Source organism: Peribacillus sp., from assembly GCF_059453735.1.
This window is the reverse complement of sequence record NZ_JAZVJO010000364.1, coordinates 1-15,785: the sequence shown is the minus strand read 5'-3', so window position 1 is coordinate 15,785 and position 15,785 is coordinate 1. Positions and strand designations below refer to the sequence as shown.

General features: G+C 37.9%; 16 protein-coding genes and 1 pseudogene. 5 read left to right on the top strand and 12 right to left on the bottom strand.

What is annotated here, in order from left to right:
• Nucleotides 1-14 precede the first annotated feature (14 nt).
• From AC52RT_RS11720 to AC52RT_RS11690, 7 genes are all read right to left on the bottom strand, one after another.
• Nucleotides 15-2,129, bottom strand: a complete 2,115-nt coding sequence (locus AC52RT_RS11720; protein ID WP_495540908.1) for a glycoside hydrolase family 52 protein — start codon at nt 2,127-2,129, stop codon at nt 15-17.
• A 32-nt stretch (nt 2,130-2,161) separates the two neighbouring features.
• Nucleotides 2,162-3,055, bottom strand: a complete 894-nt coding sequence (locus tag AC52RT_RS11715; RefSeq protein ID WP_475728089.1) for a carbohydrate ABC transporter permease — start codon at nt 3,053-3,055, stop codon at nt 2,162-2,164.
• A 22-nt stretch (nt 3,056-3,077) separates the two neighbouring features.
• On the bottom strand, nt 3,078-3,956 hold the full coding sequence (locus AC52RT_RS11710; RefSeq protein ID WP_495540907.1) for a carbohydrate ABC transporter permease: 879 nt from the start codon (nt 3,954-3,956) through the stop codon (nt 3,078-3,080).
• Nucleotides 3,957-4,061: 105 nt separating this feature from the next.
• Nucleotides 4,062-5,357 carry an extracellular solute-binding protein gene (locus AC52RT_RS11705; protein WP_495540906.1) on the bottom strand — a complete coding sequence of 432 codons (1,296 nt, stop codon included), beginning with the start codon at nt 5,355-5,357 and terminating at the stop codon, nt 4,062-4,064.
• A gap of 104 nt (nt 5,358-5,461) precedes the next feature.
• Nucleotides 5,462-6,235: a response regulator transcription factor gene (locus tag AC52RT_RS11700; protein WP_495540905.1), complete on the bottom strand. Its 774-nt coding sequence runs from the start codon at nt 6,233-6,235 to the stop codon at nt 5,462-5,464.
• The gene (locus AC52RT_RS11695) at nt 6,225-7,967 is read right to left on the bottom strand and encodes a sensor histidine kinase (RefSeq protein ID WP_495540904.1); all 1,743 of its coding nucleotides are present in this window, start codon (nt 7,965-7,967) and stop codon (nt 6,225-6,227) included. The genes AC52RT_RS11700 and AC52RT_RS11695 overlap by 11 nt, the downstream gene beginning before the upstream one ends.
• A gap of 58 nt (nt 7,968-8,025) precedes the next feature.
• Nucleotides 8,026-9,069, bottom strand: a complete 1,044-nt coding sequence (locus tag AC52RT_RS11690; protein WP_495540903.1) for a CapA family protein — start codon at nt 9,067-9,069, stop codon at nt 8,026-8,028.
• Nucleotides 9,070-9,348: 279 nt separating this feature from the next.
• Between AC52RT_RS11690 and AC52RT_RS11685 the strand changes: the two genes are divergently transcribed.
• From AC52RT_RS11685 to AC52RT_RS11675, 3 genes and pseudogenes are all read left to right on the top strand, one after another.
• Nucleotides 9,349-9,501: a hypothetical protein gene (locus tag AC52RT_RS11685; RefSeq protein WP_495540902.1), complete on the top strand. Its 153-nt coding sequence runs from the start codon at nt 9,349-9,351 to the stop codon at nt 9,499-9,501.
• A complete protein-coding gene (locus AC52RT_RS11680) occupies nt 9,456-9,713 on the top strand; it encodes a hypothetical protein (protein ID WP_495540922.1) in 258 nt (85 codons plus the stop codon). The genes AC52RT_RS11685 and AC52RT_RS11680 overlap by 46 nt, the downstream gene beginning before the upstream one ends.
• Nucleotides 9,695-9,838: pseudogene (locus AC52RT_RS11675) on the top strand (M4 family metallopeptidase); the annotation flags it as partial. The gene AC52RT_RS11680 and the pseudogene AC52RT_RS11675, both read left to right, overlap by 19 nt.
• Nucleotides 9,839-10,306: 468 nt before the next feature.
• Here AC52RT_RS11675 and AC52RT_RS11670 read toward each other — a convergent pair.
• The 4 genes from AC52RT_RS11670 to AC52RT_RS11655 all read right to left on the bottom strand — a co-directional run bounded on the left by AC52RT_RS11670 (nt 10,307) and on the right by AC52RT_RS11655 (nt 14,435).
• Nucleotides 10,307-10,543 (bottom strand): excalibur calcium-binding domain-containing protein, encoded by a 237-nt coding sequence (locus AC52RT_RS11670; RefSeq protein ID WP_495540901.1) that lies wholly within the window; start codon nt 10,541-10,543, stop codon nt 10,307-10,309.
• Between the two features lie 152 nt (nt 10,544-10,695).
• Nucleotides 10,696-13,053, bottom strand: coding sequence for a heavy metal translocating P-type ATPase (locus tag AC52RT_RS11665; protein WP_495540900.1), 2,358 nt, complete (start codon nt 13,051-13,053; stop codon nt 10,696-10,698).
• Nucleotides 13,054-13,070: 17 nt separating this feature from the next.
• Nucleotides 13,071-13,460 carry an ArsR/SmtB family transcription factor gene (locus AC52RT_RS11660; RefSeq protein ID WP_495540899.1) on the bottom strand — a complete coding sequence of 130 codons (390 nt, stop codon included), beginning with the start codon at nt 13,458-13,460 and terminating at the stop codon, nt 13,071-13,073.
• A 144-nt stretch (nt 13,461-13,604) separates the two neighbouring features.
• The gene (locus tag AC52RT_RS11655; protein WP_495540898.1) at nt 13,605-14,435 is read right to left on the bottom strand and encodes an STAS domain-containing protein; all 831 of its coding nucleotides are present in this window, start codon (nt 14,433-14,435) and stop codon (nt 13,605-13,607) included.
• 315 nt (nt 14,436-14,750) lie between these two features.
• On the opposite strand from AC52RT_RS11655, the gene AC52RT_RS11650 reads away from it, so the two are divergent.
• On the top strand, nt 14,751-14,924 hold the full coding sequence (locus AC52RT_RS11650) for a hypothetical protein (RefSeq protein ID WP_169732075.1): 174 nt from the start codon (nt 14,751-14,753) through the stop codon (nt 14,922-14,924).
• Entirely contained in the window at nt 14,924-15,115 is a 192-nt protein-coding gene (locus tag AC52RT_RS11645; RefSeq protein ID WP_495540897.1) for a YwbE family protein, read from the top strand. Before AC52RT_RS11650 ends, AC52RT_RS11645 begins: the two co-directional genes overlap by 1 nt.
• Nucleotides 15,116-15,154: 39 nt before the next feature.
• On the opposite strand, the gene AC52RT_RS11640 is transcribed toward AC52RT_RS11645, so the two are convergent.
• Nucleotides 15,155-15,595, bottom strand: a complete 441-nt coding sequence (locus AC52RT_RS11640) for a DUF5392 family protein (protein WP_495540896.1) — start codon at nt 15,593-15,595, stop codon at nt 15,155-15,157.
• Nucleotides 15,596-15,785: the final 190 nt, after the last annotated feature.

Genomic DNA, 15,785 nt, shown 5'->3' with positions numbered 1-15,785 from the left:
ACCTCCTCCATCCTTTAGGCTTCATCCAGCCAAAGAATGCTGGTAACACCTCTAGGATAATATTTACTACCAGAAATTTCGCCCGAAATAATCTGATCACTCCAGCTCCATATTGATAATTCAGGGTGCGTCAGCCATTCTACATGGGCTTTATCCGCTCTAGCACCCGCCTCGTCCCAACCTTCGCCTAGTATTTCTCTAGCGATAAATTGACACAAATAAATTTTACTCAGCCATGAATTATTGCTAGTCGAGGAGATTTTCCAGCCTCCATCCTCAAACAGACAATTTTCTTCTGACATAATCGTCTCAAAGTGCTGTTTCAGCGCCTGAATATACGGACCGAATCGACCGTTTTCTTCCAAAGCTTCCTGGCAGTTCATATAGTAGGGAAACACAAGCCCTTCGATAGCCGGGATAATTTTCGAATCATTTCCTTCACCAAGAATTGCTGGAATATATCCAGATGGGGTCATATAACTGACCATAGTTTCCGAACATTTCTCTGCTTGTTCACCAGCAATCCTACTGAGTTCAGGAAGGTCATTTTCAATAAACAACTTTTCAAGTGCAATATAGGCAGCCCAGCATTTACCTGCTAGATACAAGTTATTACGTGCCTGCCCAAGTGAAACATCCAGACTGTCATAGGTTGTGATTTCTGCACCACCCATGACTCTTGATGAATCCAGACCCATAATTCCATTTCTTTTGTTCGGCTCAGGATGATCTCGATTAAGCATACTTTGAAAACAAGCTTCCAAGACTTCCATATTACGTTGTAACCAATCATGATCCTTCGTTTGCTCCGTATAGACGGAAGCACAAAGAATCCAGTTAACAAGCTGTTCATGAGTCATATGGGAGAAGCACCCGTCAATGCTGTATAACTCATAGGAAGAGTACTTTGGCCTAGAAATGGTATTCGCTACGCCCATGTCATGGGTGAAAGATATTCCTCCATCATATTCTTTTTCCTCACCGGGAAATCTCACTCGATCGTGGTAGCTAAACCGATTAACAAACATATCAAGCTCATTTTTTACTGTCCAAGGATTCATCTTTAATTCAAAAAATAATTGATCGACGGTCAAGTCAAATGTATTCATCATCCTATATTCACCTTCATTAACTACCCAGAAAGGCTTATCTTCAGTATCGAGGAGCTGCGTTGCTCCATAATAACTGCGAATGGAATGATTCAGCATAAAGGTTTGATCATCAGATAAATGCGCGCTCTCTGTTAATTGATTTGCCTCGATAGCTGAATCCCTTAACAGTTGGAAATGATCCAGTGTATAGGAGGCAACATCCTCTATAGAAGAAAAGTATTTACTATAATAATAGGAGCTATCCATGCCTGCTGTGACAAGTCCCCCGCGATAAAAGCATAATGCGAATTGATAGGTACGAGATACCCCCGCAGGCACGTCCATAATCAGTGATCCGACCGAACCCAAACCGAATGTCCAATTTTCTTCTTGTGTTTCCGTTAAAATATTCTCTAAACTAAAGTGCTGCGCAGATTTCACACTAGAATCATTCGTAGCTATCGCTGTTAATCGTCCCTGTGCAACTCCCCTTACACCTGAGGACGCTTCATCAAGACGCCGCATTGAGCTATAGGGATCGGTGCCCTGGTATCCAAAAAAGGCTCGCCGCGGCTTTGAGCTTCCTGTGTTATCAATCGTAAACTCTGCAAGAACAGCTGGAACAAGTGTCTGTTTCAATTCCTCTTCACTTGCTGTCTCTGGATTTGGAACCGCTTTCGCCTGCGAGTAGATGGTAAAGGTCATATCTCCTGCAGCCCATGTATCTGTCCCAAGCTTGAAGTCACGTGTAATCTCGTCTTTGGGAAAAGGACTCAGAATTCGTGGTTTATCAGGATTAGGATCAGGATTTTCGATATCATATCTCTTACTTTCATCTTCATCAGGAAGAGAGAAAAACGGAAATGTCTCATACATCCCTTCCTTAGAAAGAGATTCTGCTCCAATAAAAACATTCTGCCGCGGTGACCGGCCTAACTCTAAATCAAAACCTCCCCCGTTTCCTGGAAAGCCTAAGGTAAAACTTGAAAAAGCGCCAATAGGAGAATGATGTGCATTAAAAAAAAGGTTTTCAGGCATTCTTTTCACCACTTTCTTTAAGTTGATGTTTCCTATCCTTTAACAGATCCCGCTGCGATTCCTTCAACAATCCGGTTGCTCATTACTAAAAAGGCTAGTAATATTGGGAGAATACTGATCATCAACGTTGCACCGATTGCTCCCCAATCTGTGGTATATTGACCAATAAAATTTTGGATGCCGACGGTTAACGTTTTATACTTCTCTGAACTAATAAACGTATTAACAAAAACAAATTCATTCCAGTTATAAATCATGTTGATAATGCCTGCTGTTGCCATGACTGGCATCGACATGGGTAAGGAAATCCGGAAAAAGATTCGGTGAACAGACGCCCCGTCCATTACAGCAGCTTCTTCAACCTCTTTCGGTAGTGTTTGATAAAAGCCCAATAAGATCATAATCGTAATCGGCAAGTTAAAAGCTGTGTATGACAAAATGATTGATAGCGGATTATCAATCAGATTAAGTTTAGAAAATGTATTGAAAAGAGGAATCAAGGTTGAATGAACGGGAATCATTAGTCCGACCATAAATAAACCCAGAACGAGTTTATTCAATTTCCAGTTCATACGTGTTATTGCAAAAGTCACCATACTCGCTAATAATACCGTTAAGACTACGGCAGATACGGTATACACAACACTATTAAGAAAATATTGACTGATATTTCCTTCTGTCCACACCCGCACATAATTTTCCCATTTTGGATCTGCTGGAAAAGACAACGGAGACATATTAAATACTTCCTGATTGTTTTTTAGAGAAAAAAGAAACAGCCAAACGATAGGGAAAATTTGAAAAATCGCTAGAATGATTAATACTACATATAACAGACTATATGCAGCTTTACTTCCTACTCCTGATAAAGGGTTGCTTGTTTTTTTACCAGGTAGTGCACTTGGTTTGGTTTGTAAACTGCTCATCGTGTTTCCTCCTTCCTTCCAGTTAATAATTCACGTCTTCGTTAGAAGCGGTAAGCTTCGTGATCACCCATGTAACCACCAGACAAATAATTAATAGGAAAAATCCAATGGCACTTCCATATCCGAAGTCAAATCCTCTAAATGCTTGATGATACATATAAGAAGCCATTACTTCACTAGAACCATTTGGTCCCCCACCGGTCATGACATAAATCAAATCGAAATATTTTAAAGAACCAACGACAGCAAGAACAATCGTAACTTTGATTACGTTCATAATCAGAGGCAGCTTAATTTTCACAGCAATTTGCCAGGCACTTGCTCCATCAATCTTCGCTGCTTCAATTAATGTTTCGGGAATATTTTTAAGTGCTGCATAATAGATCAATATATAAAATCCAGCATATTGCCATATGATCGGAATGAAAATAGCAAACAAAGCAATTTTCGGGTCCGCAAGCCATTCCGGCGTATTTTCTACCCCTAAAGATGTCAATAAATTATTTAAGATTCCATTCGTAGGATGATAAATCTTTAACCATAACTGGGCAATAGCTACTGATGCAAGTAACATGGGAATTAAATATATTTTCCTAAAAAAATCTGCGCCCTTAATTTTCCCAGCCAGTATGATTGAAATCAGTAAGTAACCAATTAAGCTGATTGCTGAAAATAAGGCTAGTAAAAATGAATGGTAAGCACTACCCCAAAATTTTGGATCCTTAATTAGGGTGGTATAATTAGTAAGACCAATAAAATCCATCTTTCCGATTCCATCCCATTTCATCAACCCGTAGTAACCAGTTAGAACAATAGGAACATATATTAATGCGAGGATTAACACGAGTGCTGGGAGTACGTAAATCGCAATAATTTTCTTATTTGACATCACATTATTCACAATCATTCAACTCCTTTAACGAAACATACGTTCCTGTTTTTAGAAAAAGAAAGGACATCCCTCTATATTGCGGCATGTCCTTTCTTCTATTTGCCTGCCGTCAGCTTATTCCTTAGATAGAGCTTCCTCATGCTGTTTTACATAATCATCAGGTGTAACTTCCTTGCCGAACAGTGACTGGATTAGATTTAAATGAGTCTCTGCTACAGATGCATTCATTTGTACATCAGCAAAGAGTGTTAGATTGCTGGAATTATTCAAGTCAGTTAATACATCAATATACAATTTAGGAAGGTCAACCTTTGCTGTATCAACTTTTGTCGCAGGTATTACCCCAGCATTGGTCACCGATTGCTCTCCCCATTTTTCAACGAAGAATTTAACAAAATCTTTTGCATCATCTTTTACCTTTGAATTTTCAGAAACGAACATTCCTACGCCTGGTCCGCCAACCCAGCTGTTAATGTCCCCTTTTCCACCTTCAACAACAGGAAACTTAAAGTATCCGATATTATCCTTAAACTCTTGAGCTATTTCTTCATTTGTCGTGAAATTTGGCAGTTCCCATGAGCCCATTAAATACATAGCGGCCTTTTCATTCATGAATTCTGATTTACCTTCATCATTTGACAGGCCATTAAAGCCTTTAATAAATCCTTTTTCATCAACTAGGTTTTGAATTTTTTCAGCCGCTGTTTTAAGTGCTGGATCTTCAAATGACCCTGTACGATCAATGGCTTTTGTTAACACTTCTGATCCGCCGATTCTATCAGCCAGATACATATACCACAGCGACCCTGTCCAGCGGTCCTTATTACCAAGCGCTATTGGTGGCACTCCTTTTGCAGCAAGTGTTTTCACAATAGTTTCAAACTCTTCATATGTTTCAGGAACTTCTAAATTATATTTAGCAAAAATACTCTTATTATAGTAAATTGGTGCAATATTTAATTCCAGCGGAAGTCCATATGTTTTTCCTTCAATCGCATAGGCTTCAGTAGTACCCGCAACAAATGATTCCTTTAATCCACCGTCTAGAACGTCATCGAGAGGAGCAAATAATTCACCTTTTACAAAGGGTTCTAAATAACCAGCTGCCCAAGTAAAGCCTACATCTGGAAGCTCGTTGGAAGAAGATAAAACTTTAATTTTATTTTTATATTGTTCATTGTCTAGAACTTCTACTTCCACCTTTATATCCTTGTGGTCTGTCTCATATTGTTTAATAATGTCAGTTAAAATTTTATTTTGCTGTTTTGCGCTTCCTGCAGGCCAAAGATGCATGAATTTTATCGTCTTCTTCGTATCTCCATTTGTTTCTTCTGAACTAGAACAGCCAGTAAGTATTGAAAATACCGTTAACATGAGCGCTAATAATAATGTATGCGCTTTCTTATTCATCTTTAATCCCCCCTTGAATTGCTTACACTCAAAGTTTACCATCAATACTAGTTAAGGGTAAGGACACAACGATTGGGGAAAACCCCACTATTTTTAGGCCCTCATCATACATTTTTGCGATATTTACTGGGAGTCATTCCTTCGTATTCTTTAAACAATTTTATAAAGTATTTATCCGTTTTGTATCCTACTGCAGCCGATATATTGGCTATTTGTAAATCTGTACACATAAGTAATTTCTTAGCGGCTTGCAGCCGTTTCCGCGTCACATATTCACTAAAGGTCACATTCATCTGTTCTTTAAACAGGAAACTAAAATAACTCGAGTTTAAATGAACGGATTGTGATACATCCCTCAGGCTCAGAGGTTCGTTTAGGTGATCATTTATATACTGACAAGCTTCTTTTATCGGTAAGCGTATTTGATCATTTTTAACTTCAATATGAAAGAGATGTTCGTCGATAACTTTTTCAATAACTCCATTTCTTTCTATTCTTTCTTCGTCTACCAAAGCCTGTTCGACTGCATCAATCAATTTCTGTCTATTTAAAGGCTTTAATAAATAGTTCTTCACCCCAAGGTTTATCGCTTCCTGTGCATACTTAAATTCTGAATAGCTGGAAATGATAATGACAACAAGGTTTTTTCCTGCTTTCTTCAAACCTTCCACCAACATTAATCCGGTAATTTCAGGCATACGGATATCCGTAATTAACAAATGAATTTTTTCTTTCTCAATTATTTCCCATGCTTCTTGACCATTTTCTGCCTGAATGATTTGATATCTCCCCGCTGACCAGACTTCGAGCATTTTTGCTAAGCCTTTTCTAGTATTCGGTTCATCATCTACAATTAAAATCCTTTTTTCAGCCATCATAAAAGCCCCTTTTAATAGGTATTCTAAAAGAAACGCTGGTCCCAAGACCTAATTGACTCGTTATTGAGAGTCCTGCCTCGGTGTCATCATTGTAGTAGAGGCGCAGTCTTTTATTGACGTTTACAAGCGCCATTCCATTCTTCTTTACTGAAGAAGTTATTCCCTCAATCGATTCTCGAATACTTTCAACTGTTTGTTTACTCATCCCTGGTCCATCATCTATAACTGAGATTCTTATACAACTTGGAAACGTTTCCAAATTCACAAACACGTTACCCGTACCTAATTTATTCCCAATACCATGTAGAATTGCGTTTTCAACTAGAGGTTGAATGATCAGTTTTGGTATTTCGACCCTTAAACTATCCTCTGGTGCAGATATCTGCCAAATCAAACGATTCCCAAAGCGCATTTTCATTAGCTTCATGTATCTTTCAATTTGTTCTAGTTCCTCTCCAACAGTCACCCAATCATCCTTCTTGGGATGACTGATCGTGTACCGAAAGAGATCTGACATGGCAACAACATTCTCGGCAAGCTCTTCCTCTTCCTTTTCTATGAGCGACCAGTAAAAGGCGTTCAGCGTGTTATATAGGAAATGTGGGTTTATTTGGGCTTGTAAGGCTTCCAATTCTGTCCGGCTTCTCATTATTTCCTTTTCATAGACAACTTGAATTAAATAATTGGTGTTTTCGACCATATGATTATATGTATGATTTAATTCCATAATCTCAACCGTTTTTGATGTATCTGGATTCGTTACCAGTTCACCCTCTTTCGCGTGTTTCATGACTCTAGTTAAGTTTAAGATTGGTTTTGTTATCATGGTTGAAATAAAGAATGATGAAACGAAAAAAATGCAAAAGCCAATAATCCCAGATATAAAAATGGCAATCTTTAAACTAGTGAATCCTCTAGTAAGTGCATCAACGGGTGTTAAGATAAAAAGAGTCCAGCCCGTGATATCTGATGTATTCTTAACGATGAGAAAGTCCTTTTCATTGACGCTGATTGTTCGACGGTACTCCTTAACAAGCTTCTTACTATCTCCTTGATAGCTATTAATAATCGGATTGTCCATACTATCTAGTAAAATGTGGGCCTCGTTCCCTTGACTCTCCCCATCTATCTCTAAAAATTGTAAATAATTACGGTCCATTCTAACGAGCAAATATCCGCCTCCAGAATACCATTGGTTCATTATGCTTATTCTGCGTATGGCTAAAAAGGATTCCGGATATTTCAAGTCATCCCCAATCCAAACAAGTTGTCCTTTTGCAGAATCGGCCTTCTCTATCCAACTAGGGTCGATTCGGACATTTAATTTTTGTCCATTCGACGGGTACAGCCTGGCTCTTTTAGGTGTATATACCTCAAAAGATTGGATACCATTTGAATAGGCCTGAAATGTATTGACTACTTTTATTAAAGATTGACGTTGTTGGATTTCAACTTCTTCTCCGTTCATTATTTTTTGCATATTCGTTTGAACGGTTTCATTTGTTACAACCTGATTTGTCAGCATGTCAATTTGTTGATATAACGTATCAAATCGCCCATTTGCCTGCACGGCAGTTTGTTGGATTTGCTTTTCAGCATTCGTTTTTAGCATGACTCCCACTAAGTTAAAGGTTAAAATACTTACAATTCCTAAAACAATAATCATTACCAGAATAAAGACTATGGAAATTTGATTTCTTAATGAATTAAATGGGGCTAACCTAGATTTCATAATTAGTTGCCTCTCTTACTATATTCTTAGTACCCCAATCTTTAGATGAAAAGAGACCTTACCTTTTACTAACCTTTCCACTCTTTGAGATCTTCGCACGGGACGATAAACGATTCAACTTCTTGATCACGCTCTGATTATAGGCATCGTTCATCAGCTTTGGCTGTCCATTTACTATTTTCGCAGGGATAAGTTTAATACCTACTTTGTTATTATCAAAGGTTAAAGTCGCCATCATTGTTTCCGAGCTTTTAGCACTAGAAGACGTGAACACAAAATTACCCATACTATAGAAAATTGGTTTATTTTTATAATAATCAATTCCCATTAACGTATGACTATGACTGCCTACCACTGCATCTACTCCAGCATCAATAAACTTCTTCGCCATTTCACGGGCATAAGCCTCCGGATAATCCGTACTTTCTTTGTTCCAATGAATCATGACAATCGTATAATCAGAGCTTTTTACTGCTTTCTTCACATATTTCATCATCGGTTCAGTTGAATAACCGCTTGCCAATCCTGGTTTAGAGGTTCCTGCCATCCAGCTTGTTTCTGGAAGAACTCTGCTGATGCCCAAAATCGCAATTTTCTTCCCATTGATTACTTTCTGATACGCCTGAAACGCTTCTTTTTCATTCTTTCCTGCGCCGCTATAGCCGATTTTATATTTTTTCAAATTAGCCATTGTATCAGTAAGTCCTACCTGTCCGTAATCCAGCGTATGGTTATTCGCTAAACTAACCATGTCAAAACCTGCATTATATACGCCCTTTAATGTCCTCGGCTTAGAGCGGAACGTGAATTGCTTTGGTTGAGCGGTCCCTCTAACCGTAACTGACGTTTCTAAATTTCCTGCTGTAAGATCACTTTTCTTCAAAAGCGGTCCCACTGATTTGAATGGGTAATCGACACCATACTTTTTAATCTTTTCCCCTACACTCTTATCCAATAAAATATCTCCCGTAACCGTAATCGTTATTGGCTTATGTTTCGATTTCCCTTGAGAGTTACTACTCGCAGCACTAACTTCTTTACCAAAGATTACTAGAAAAAAGATCACAACAATAGAACTGGCTAGGTGTAGTCTATTTTTCATCAATCCGCATATCTCCCAACTATCTTTATTTAAATCCTACTATTCTATCTATTTACATGTGAAACTTGAAAAACCGTATTTTGTTTCATAACTATTTATACCAATTATAGTAAAAATAAACAAATATAACCACGGTAATGTTAAACTGAAAGACTTCTATTAAATAGTATGTTTATGATTCAAAAACGCGTAAAAGATCTCTTTTTTCTAGACTTTAGGGATTGTCAATTTTTAAAAATTGATATAAAAATAGATTAATCTAATGGAGGAGTTGAACGTATGAAGGGTAAAGTATTGTTAGGAACGGCATTATCTGTTGGTTTATTATTTTCGGTTAAGCCCCAGCAACAAGCTTTAGCGGCAAAAAGAAGGCCAAAGACTCCTTTATCATTCAAAAGCATAGTACAGATGAACTGGGCAATACTTTATTAAAGCTGCAGCAGACATACGAAGGCGTACCAGTTTGGGGATCTATTCAGGCCGCAGTTATTGATAATCAAGGAGTGTTGACTGTTGTTTCTGGAACAGTTGAAGCCAATCTTGAAGACAAATTAGGTAAAAAATCTAAAAAGGGAATTAGTTCAGCAGAAGCTGTAAAGCTAGCTGAAACTGATTTCCGTTTTGCGCGAATACGGTCTATCTGACCTCTTCGTCTACCTTCTCGCAAGCTCGGGCAGCACTCGTGCAATCTGCATCTGATTTATATGGATCCACAAGCGCAGCTACGACCACAGTCAAAAATGCATTTACAGCGGTCGGTGTAAACTGACTACCCAATATCGATCTAACTGCAACGGCTGCCGAGAAATTCTCGGCCGTTTTTCTTTTACACTTTACTCGTAAACCCTAATGAATCTTACCAAACTCTAAATAGTATTCTCTCCAATTGATGACACCTCTCCCAGAGATCCACAAAGCTTTGCACACTTTTTGGGTTTTTCTGCACAGTTTTAGGGCTGTTCTGCACACGTTTTACTTGCTTCTGCACACTTTTAAGCCAGAAGTGCACAGCAATCACTCACTTCTGCACAATCTTCTCTAAATCTAGCTATAATCCACCTGTACATACGGCCATAATCATGTTTTTTCGCCTGGTTGTTTTACAAAAATGCCTAATTATCTAAAAAGCCTTGAAATGGCATTGAACCCTGTAGACAGAAAAAAAGGCGCTTTGAAGCATCATGTTTGTCTGTTCCCACACAAACATGAGCATCAAGCGCCTCTCTTCACTATGTATTTATCGTTCACATGCTATTCCATCTTTATCACGATCATTATTTTTATTTTTATTATAGAGTATTTTAGAGACAAATGGTTTGTTTTTTATTTTGGCTCCTTTATTTTTAGTTGTTCGAGATTTTGCCACGCCCCCCTTATATACATTATTTAATGCCATACAATTTTTATATGATTTATTTTTAGTCGGTCTGGCGTCCGCTGTTTCATTTGTCATTAATGTAAAACTAAGAATCATTACAAGTGATAAAAAAATGGCAGATAATCTTTTGATACAAAACCCTCCATTTCCATTTTTTTCTTGTAAATACTATAAATCATTTTTTTATTATCCGCAACTAACAAAAAATCGAGTGTAAAATCTGAACGATTCTACACTCGATGTCTATGTTAATTTTTCACTTTCAGTACACGCATTGAGTTAAGCACCGCAAGGACGGTTACTCCTACATCGGAGAATACGGCTTCCCACATGGTTGCAATTCCAAATGCGCCAAGGAGTAGGAAAATCGCTTTAACGCCTAAAGCAAAAATGATGTTTTGCCAAACGATTCTTTTGGTCCGTCTGGCGAGCTTAAGTGCATCTGCTATTTTAGAGGGTTCATCTGTCATAATGACGATATCTGCTGCTTCAATTGCCGCATCTGAACCAAGTCCTCCCATAGCTATACCAATATCAGCTCTTGCAAGAACGGGTGTATCATTAATTCCATCTCCAACAAAGATTAATTTTTCCTTCGGTGACTTCCGTTCAAATAGTTTTTCTATTTCTTCGACCTTCTGATGCGGAAGCAATTCAGCATAAACTTCATCAATCCCAAGATTCTTCCCGACTGCTTCTCCTAGCCGTTTTGCATCTCCAGTCAACATAATCGTCTTCTTAATGCCTAATGCTTTCAATTGCTGAATCGCTGTTTTCGCATCATCTTTTTCCTGATCTGAAATCAAGATGTACCCAGCATATTTTCTATCCACCGCTACATAAACGACTGTACCTTCTTTTGGTTCCACAAAGTCGATTTTCTCTTCAATCATCAATTTGCGGTTACCAGCAAGAATTTCCCGTCCTTCAGCAGTAACCTTAATACCTTGGCCTGCTACTTCTAGATAGTCCTGCAGCATCTTCTCATCTACTGTTTTTCCATATGCTTTTTTTATGGATAAAGCAATAGGGTGGCTCGAATGAACTTCGGCGAAGGCTGCATATTCTAGTAGTTCTTCGTTAGAAAACCCAGCTGCTGCGGCGATTTCCGTCACTTCGAAAACACCTTTAGTCAGCGTTCCCGTTTTATCAAAAACAACATATTTTACATCGTTTAATGCTTCTAAATAATTGCTTCCTTTAATCAAAATACCTTTTTTAGAAGCACCGCCGATTCCTCCAAAGAACCCTAGAGGAATAGAAACGACAAGTGCACACGGACAAGAAATCACAAGGAATACTAATGCGCGGTAAATCCAATCCGAAAACAGTGCATCTGTAATTAATAGGGGCGGTATTACTGCAAGTATCAGGGCCGTTATTACAACAACCGGTGTATAATAACGGGCAAATTTAGTAATAAAATTTTCTGTCGGTGCCTTTTTACTACTTGCATTTTCAACTAGTTCAAGGATTTTTGAAACCGCTGATTCACTGAATTCTTTCTGGACCTTTACCGTTACAACCCCATCTTTATTAATAAATCCGCCCAAGACCTCACTGCCTGCTTCCACATCCCGAGGAATGGACTCACCCGTAATTGCGGATGTATCAACAGCAGCATTCCCATACGTTACGATTCCGTCTAAAGGAAATTTCTCACCAGGTTTAACGAGAATAAAATCACCAATATGAACCTCTTCAGGCGACACCTTTACTGTGCCATCTTGTGTTGTCAGATTCGCATATTCGGGACGAATGTTCATTAAGGCACTAATGGACCGCCGCGATTTATTCACGGCAAGACTCTGGAATAACTCACCGACCTGATAAAATAACATAACGGCAACTGCTTCAGGGTATTCTCCAATAGCAAAGGCACCTAAGGTTGCGATAGCCATAAGAAAATTCTCATCAAATACCTGACCGCGGAATATATTTTTTCCAGCTTTTAGCAGTACATCACCGCCAACAAGGATATAGGCAAGTATAAACAAACTAATTTCTACACCAAATGGGAGCTCTGCAAAAACAGCGGCAGCCGTTAAAACTGCACTTGCCGCAATTCTCATCAGAAGAACCATAATGCCTGTCGCTCCATGATTATGATCGTCTGCTTCCTTCGCTGATTTATAGTCCTGCTCGGGGATTACCAAGACATCTGGCTCTAGCTTTCTGACAATCTCGCTAACCTTAGAAGTAAGATCTTCCGAATTATTCTCTGTACCTAAAATAAGTTTCTTTGAAACGAAATCGACATGTGACGATGACACGCCTGATAATAAACCTGCTTGTTTTTCAATTTTCATGGCGCAGTTAGCGCAATCCAATCCTTCTAGATAAAAGGTTTGCCGAGACGAGACACGTTTATTTTTATCCTTCATCTTCACATCGGGCTCAAGTTTTTTAATCATGCTCTCCGTAGAAGCGAGAATCTGTCCAGTTTCATCTGGTACGGTCTCAAGCTTCAGCGTTTTCGTTGCAAAATTAACGGAACAATTAGTTACACCCGTTAATCCACTAACATTTCTTTCTATTTTAGCTGCACAATTTGCACAATCTAATCCTTCTAAAAGATACTCTTTTTTCACACCTGCTTCAGCCATTTCCTCACCTCCTGACGTTATCCTTCATTTACATGCTGAAATGCCTGTTCAAAGATTGTTATCACATGATTATCTGCAAGTGAATAAAAAACCATTTTCCCCTCTTTACGATATTTGACCAGCTTTGCTTGTTTTAACACCCGCAGCTGATGAGAAATGGATGATTGACTCATTGAAAATAAAGCAGCTAAATCACATACACACATTTCGGAGTCATACAGCGCATATAGAATTTTTGTTCGTGTAGGATCTCCAAGAATTTTAAAAAGTTCAGCTAGATTTTTGACCGATTCATGATCAGGCATCTTCGACTTCACCTGCTCAATGACATCCGGATGGATGACTGTCTGGCCGCAAACTTCAATTTCTATTGTTTTTATATTTTTCGATTCATAATTAGTATCCATGTTGACTCCCTTCATAATCTATATATGAGCAAGTATTCATATGTTTATATATAGTCTATGCGTCATAACCACTTTGGTCAACAAATCTTATCTAAAAACTGAAGAAAACCAGCTTTCTCAGCTGGTTTTCCTTGCTATTCATCATTAGTCAATTATTAAATAATCCTTTAAGGCCTGCTGTAAGGTTCCCTTCGTTTCTACGTTTTTGTCAAAAGAAAGGCCAAGGTTCACTACTTCTCGAACGATTTCCGGCCGGAGCCCAGTAATGGTCGTTTTACATCCCATCATCGACGTACCATCAATGATTTTCATGAGGTTATCAATAACGTTTGCTTCCATTTTAGCTATTCCCGATAAATCCATAATCAAGGTCTGAATCCGTAATCGGCCGATTTCCATTAGAATTTTCTCTTCTATTATCTGGGTTCTAAACGAATCAATCGAACCAATTAATGGGAGAACACACACCGTCCGAGTAATTGGAATAATCGGTACGGATAGATCCTCAACCATTTCTTTCTGCCTTCTAATTAATTTATCCTTGTAATCGGAATAACTGACAATGAAAGTATTTAAAAACGTATCAATTTGATCATTAATTTTCTTTTCCAAGTTGAAGAATTGTTTTGCGTCCTGTGAAGGACCTGTAAAATTATTATAATGGTAGAAAAATTCCCAAATGGTTCTTCTAATTGCATGAACCCATTCTAACTTAAAGGATAGAGTAAGCGCATGCGTTGCCCAAACGATACCTTCCTGTTTGGCAAAGCTAATCAGTTCGTCTTCTCTCTCTTCGACAATATACATCGTCAATTTATTAGCATTATTTATTAAATCAATATTCCCAATTAATAATATTTCTTCAATTTTACTACGTACATTTACTGCTTCTGATAAAAGTTTTTCTTTAAATATATCTTTGTTTGTATTTATAAATTCTTTTACTCCATAGTCTTTCTGGTAAACTAAATTCATACAATCCTCCTATTTACATAATTGTCTCTGTTATTTAGAATAATTGTTTATATCTTATCAAAAAAATAATAAACAGCAAATTTTTAAGGAAGAGTTTTTCTAAATCTCTATTCTAGTATATCCTAATGCATAACAATGTAAGAGCTAACATGTCCGAATATTGCTAATTCCTTTATTTCCTTGTAACCATTTAAAACCCATTAGCGAAAAATTCAGATGATTATTTTTTTTTAGCAAGAATATGTTTTATTCCATATTACCTGCAAAATAGGCTATACTGTATATACGATAAAGCCTGTTCAGGAGGAATGTTTAATGTCAGAACAAAAAAAGAAAATCAGTCTGCAAGAGGCCATCAAGGAGCAGCTCGCTAATAAGAAGGGGCAGGGCTCAGCAGGAAAATTAAATACGGGTCCCGTTCAAACCCAAAAAATGAAAAGTCAGCTTCCAAAAAAACCGAATAACCAACATAGAAGGACCGGTGTATAATGAACGGACAAAATCGCAAGGATATTAAGCCGGGCATTGAGGTTGAAATTGTCTTAAAAGCAGACCAGCGTACAGGAAAGCTAACGACTGGTACGGTTAAGGATATCTTAACTAATTCAAGTTCTCATCCTCACGGTATAAAAGTCCGATTGACGGATGGTCACGTAGGCCGCGTACAAAAAATAAAATAATAACATTAAAGAGGCTGTATATGCTACAGCCTCTTTTTACTAGGGATTTATTCTTTTTTTAGTGCGCTCTTCTTCTGCCAAAAACTCAATAAAATGTTTCATAACCAAGACTGGTTGTTCAGCTATTTGTTTTTGGTAAGCAGCTTTTCGTTGATCAGTCAGGTAACTCCCTGACTGAATTCTTTTTTCTATATAAACTATGCTGTTCTTAAGTATTTCCTTATTCAACAACTTACTTTCCTTGGAAAGTGCCATTCCCAGCGCTCCTGTAAGAGCAAAAAAGCCAATGCTGACTTTAGATGTTGTACCCGATGGCTGCATGAACATAAGATAAATAAGATTCATTAGTGAAAAAATAATCAGCATAAATGACAATGTACTAAACGTGGAATTTTTCTTTAACAATGGTAATACCTGCGCCTGCATTTTCTTTAATTCTTCTTCGATAAAGGGCGGTCTGTTTCCCAACTCTATTTTCATCTGCCAATTCATCCTCCGTTATACACCTTACTCTTTCGAGCTATATTATTATTCTAAGATTTTATTTAACTACTTATCATTATAAAGCAATTTGCTCCTAAGACAAAGCAAACACCTCCAACTTGGATGGTGTTTGCTTAACGTTTATCCTTTTCTTTGTTGCTTCTTCTTCATCAGCTCTATTAGTTCA

Excerpts from the sequence above, each read along its gene's own strand:
- AC52RT_RS11720 (WP_495540908.1), bottom strand. The coding sequence starts at position 2,129 with ATGCCTGAAAACCTTTTTTTTAATGCACATCATTCTCCTATTGGCGCT.
- AC52RT_RS11715 (WP_475728089.1), bottom strand. The coding sequence starts at position 3,055 with ATGAGCAGTTTACAAACCAAACCAAGTGCACTACCTGGTAAAAAAACA.
- AC52RT_RS11705 (WP_495540906.1), bottom strand. The coding sequence starts at position 5,357 with ATGAATAAGAAAGCGCATACATTATTATTAGCGCTCATGTTAACGGTA.
- AC52RT_RS11700 (WP_495540905.1), bottom strand. The coding sequence starts at position 6,235 with ATGATGGCTGAAAAAAGGATTTTAATTGTAGATGATGAACCGAATACT.
- AC52RT_RS11695 (WP_495540904.1), bottom strand. The coding sequence starts at position 7,967 with ATGAAATCTAGGTTAGCCCCATTTAATTCATTAAGAAATCAAATTTCC.
- AC52RT_RS11690 (WP_495540903.1), bottom strand. The coding sequence starts at position 9,069 with ATGAAAAATAGACTACACCTAGCCAGTTCTATTGTTGTGATCTTTTTT.
- AC52RT_RS11685 (WP_495540902.1), top strand. The coding sequence starts at position 9,349 with ATGAAGGGTAAAGTATTGTTAGGAACGGCATTATCTGTTGGTTTATTA.
- AC52RT_RS11670 (WP_495540901.1), bottom strand. The coding sequence starts at position 10,543 with ATGATTCTTAGTTTTACATTAATGACAAATGAAACAGCGGACGCCAGA.
- AC52RT_RS11665 (WP_495540900.1), bottom strand. The coding sequence starts at position 13,053 with ATGGCTGAAGCAGGTGTGAAAAAAGAGTATCTTTTAGAAGGATTAGAT.
- AC52RT_RS11660 (WP_495540899.1), bottom strand. The coding sequence starts at position 13,460 with ATGGATACTAATTATGAATCGAAAAATATAAAAACAATAGAAATTGAA.
- AC52RT_RS11655 (WP_495540898.1), bottom strand. The coding sequence starts at position 14,435 with ATGAATTTAGTTTACCAGAAAGACTATGGAGTAAAAGAATTTATAAAT.
- AC52RT_RS11650 (WP_169732075.1), top strand. The coding sequence starts at position 14,751 with ATGTCAGAACAAAAAAAGAAAATCAGTCTGCAAGAGGCCATCAAGGAG.
- AC52RT_RS11645 (WP_495540897.1), top strand. The coding sequence starts at position 14,924 with ATGAACGGACAAAATCGCAAGGATATTAAGCCGGGCATTGAGGTTGAA.
- AC52RT_RS11640 (WP_495540896.1), bottom strand. The coding sequence starts at position 15,595 with ATGAAAATAGAGTTGGGAAACAGACCGCCCTTTATCGAAGAAGAATTA.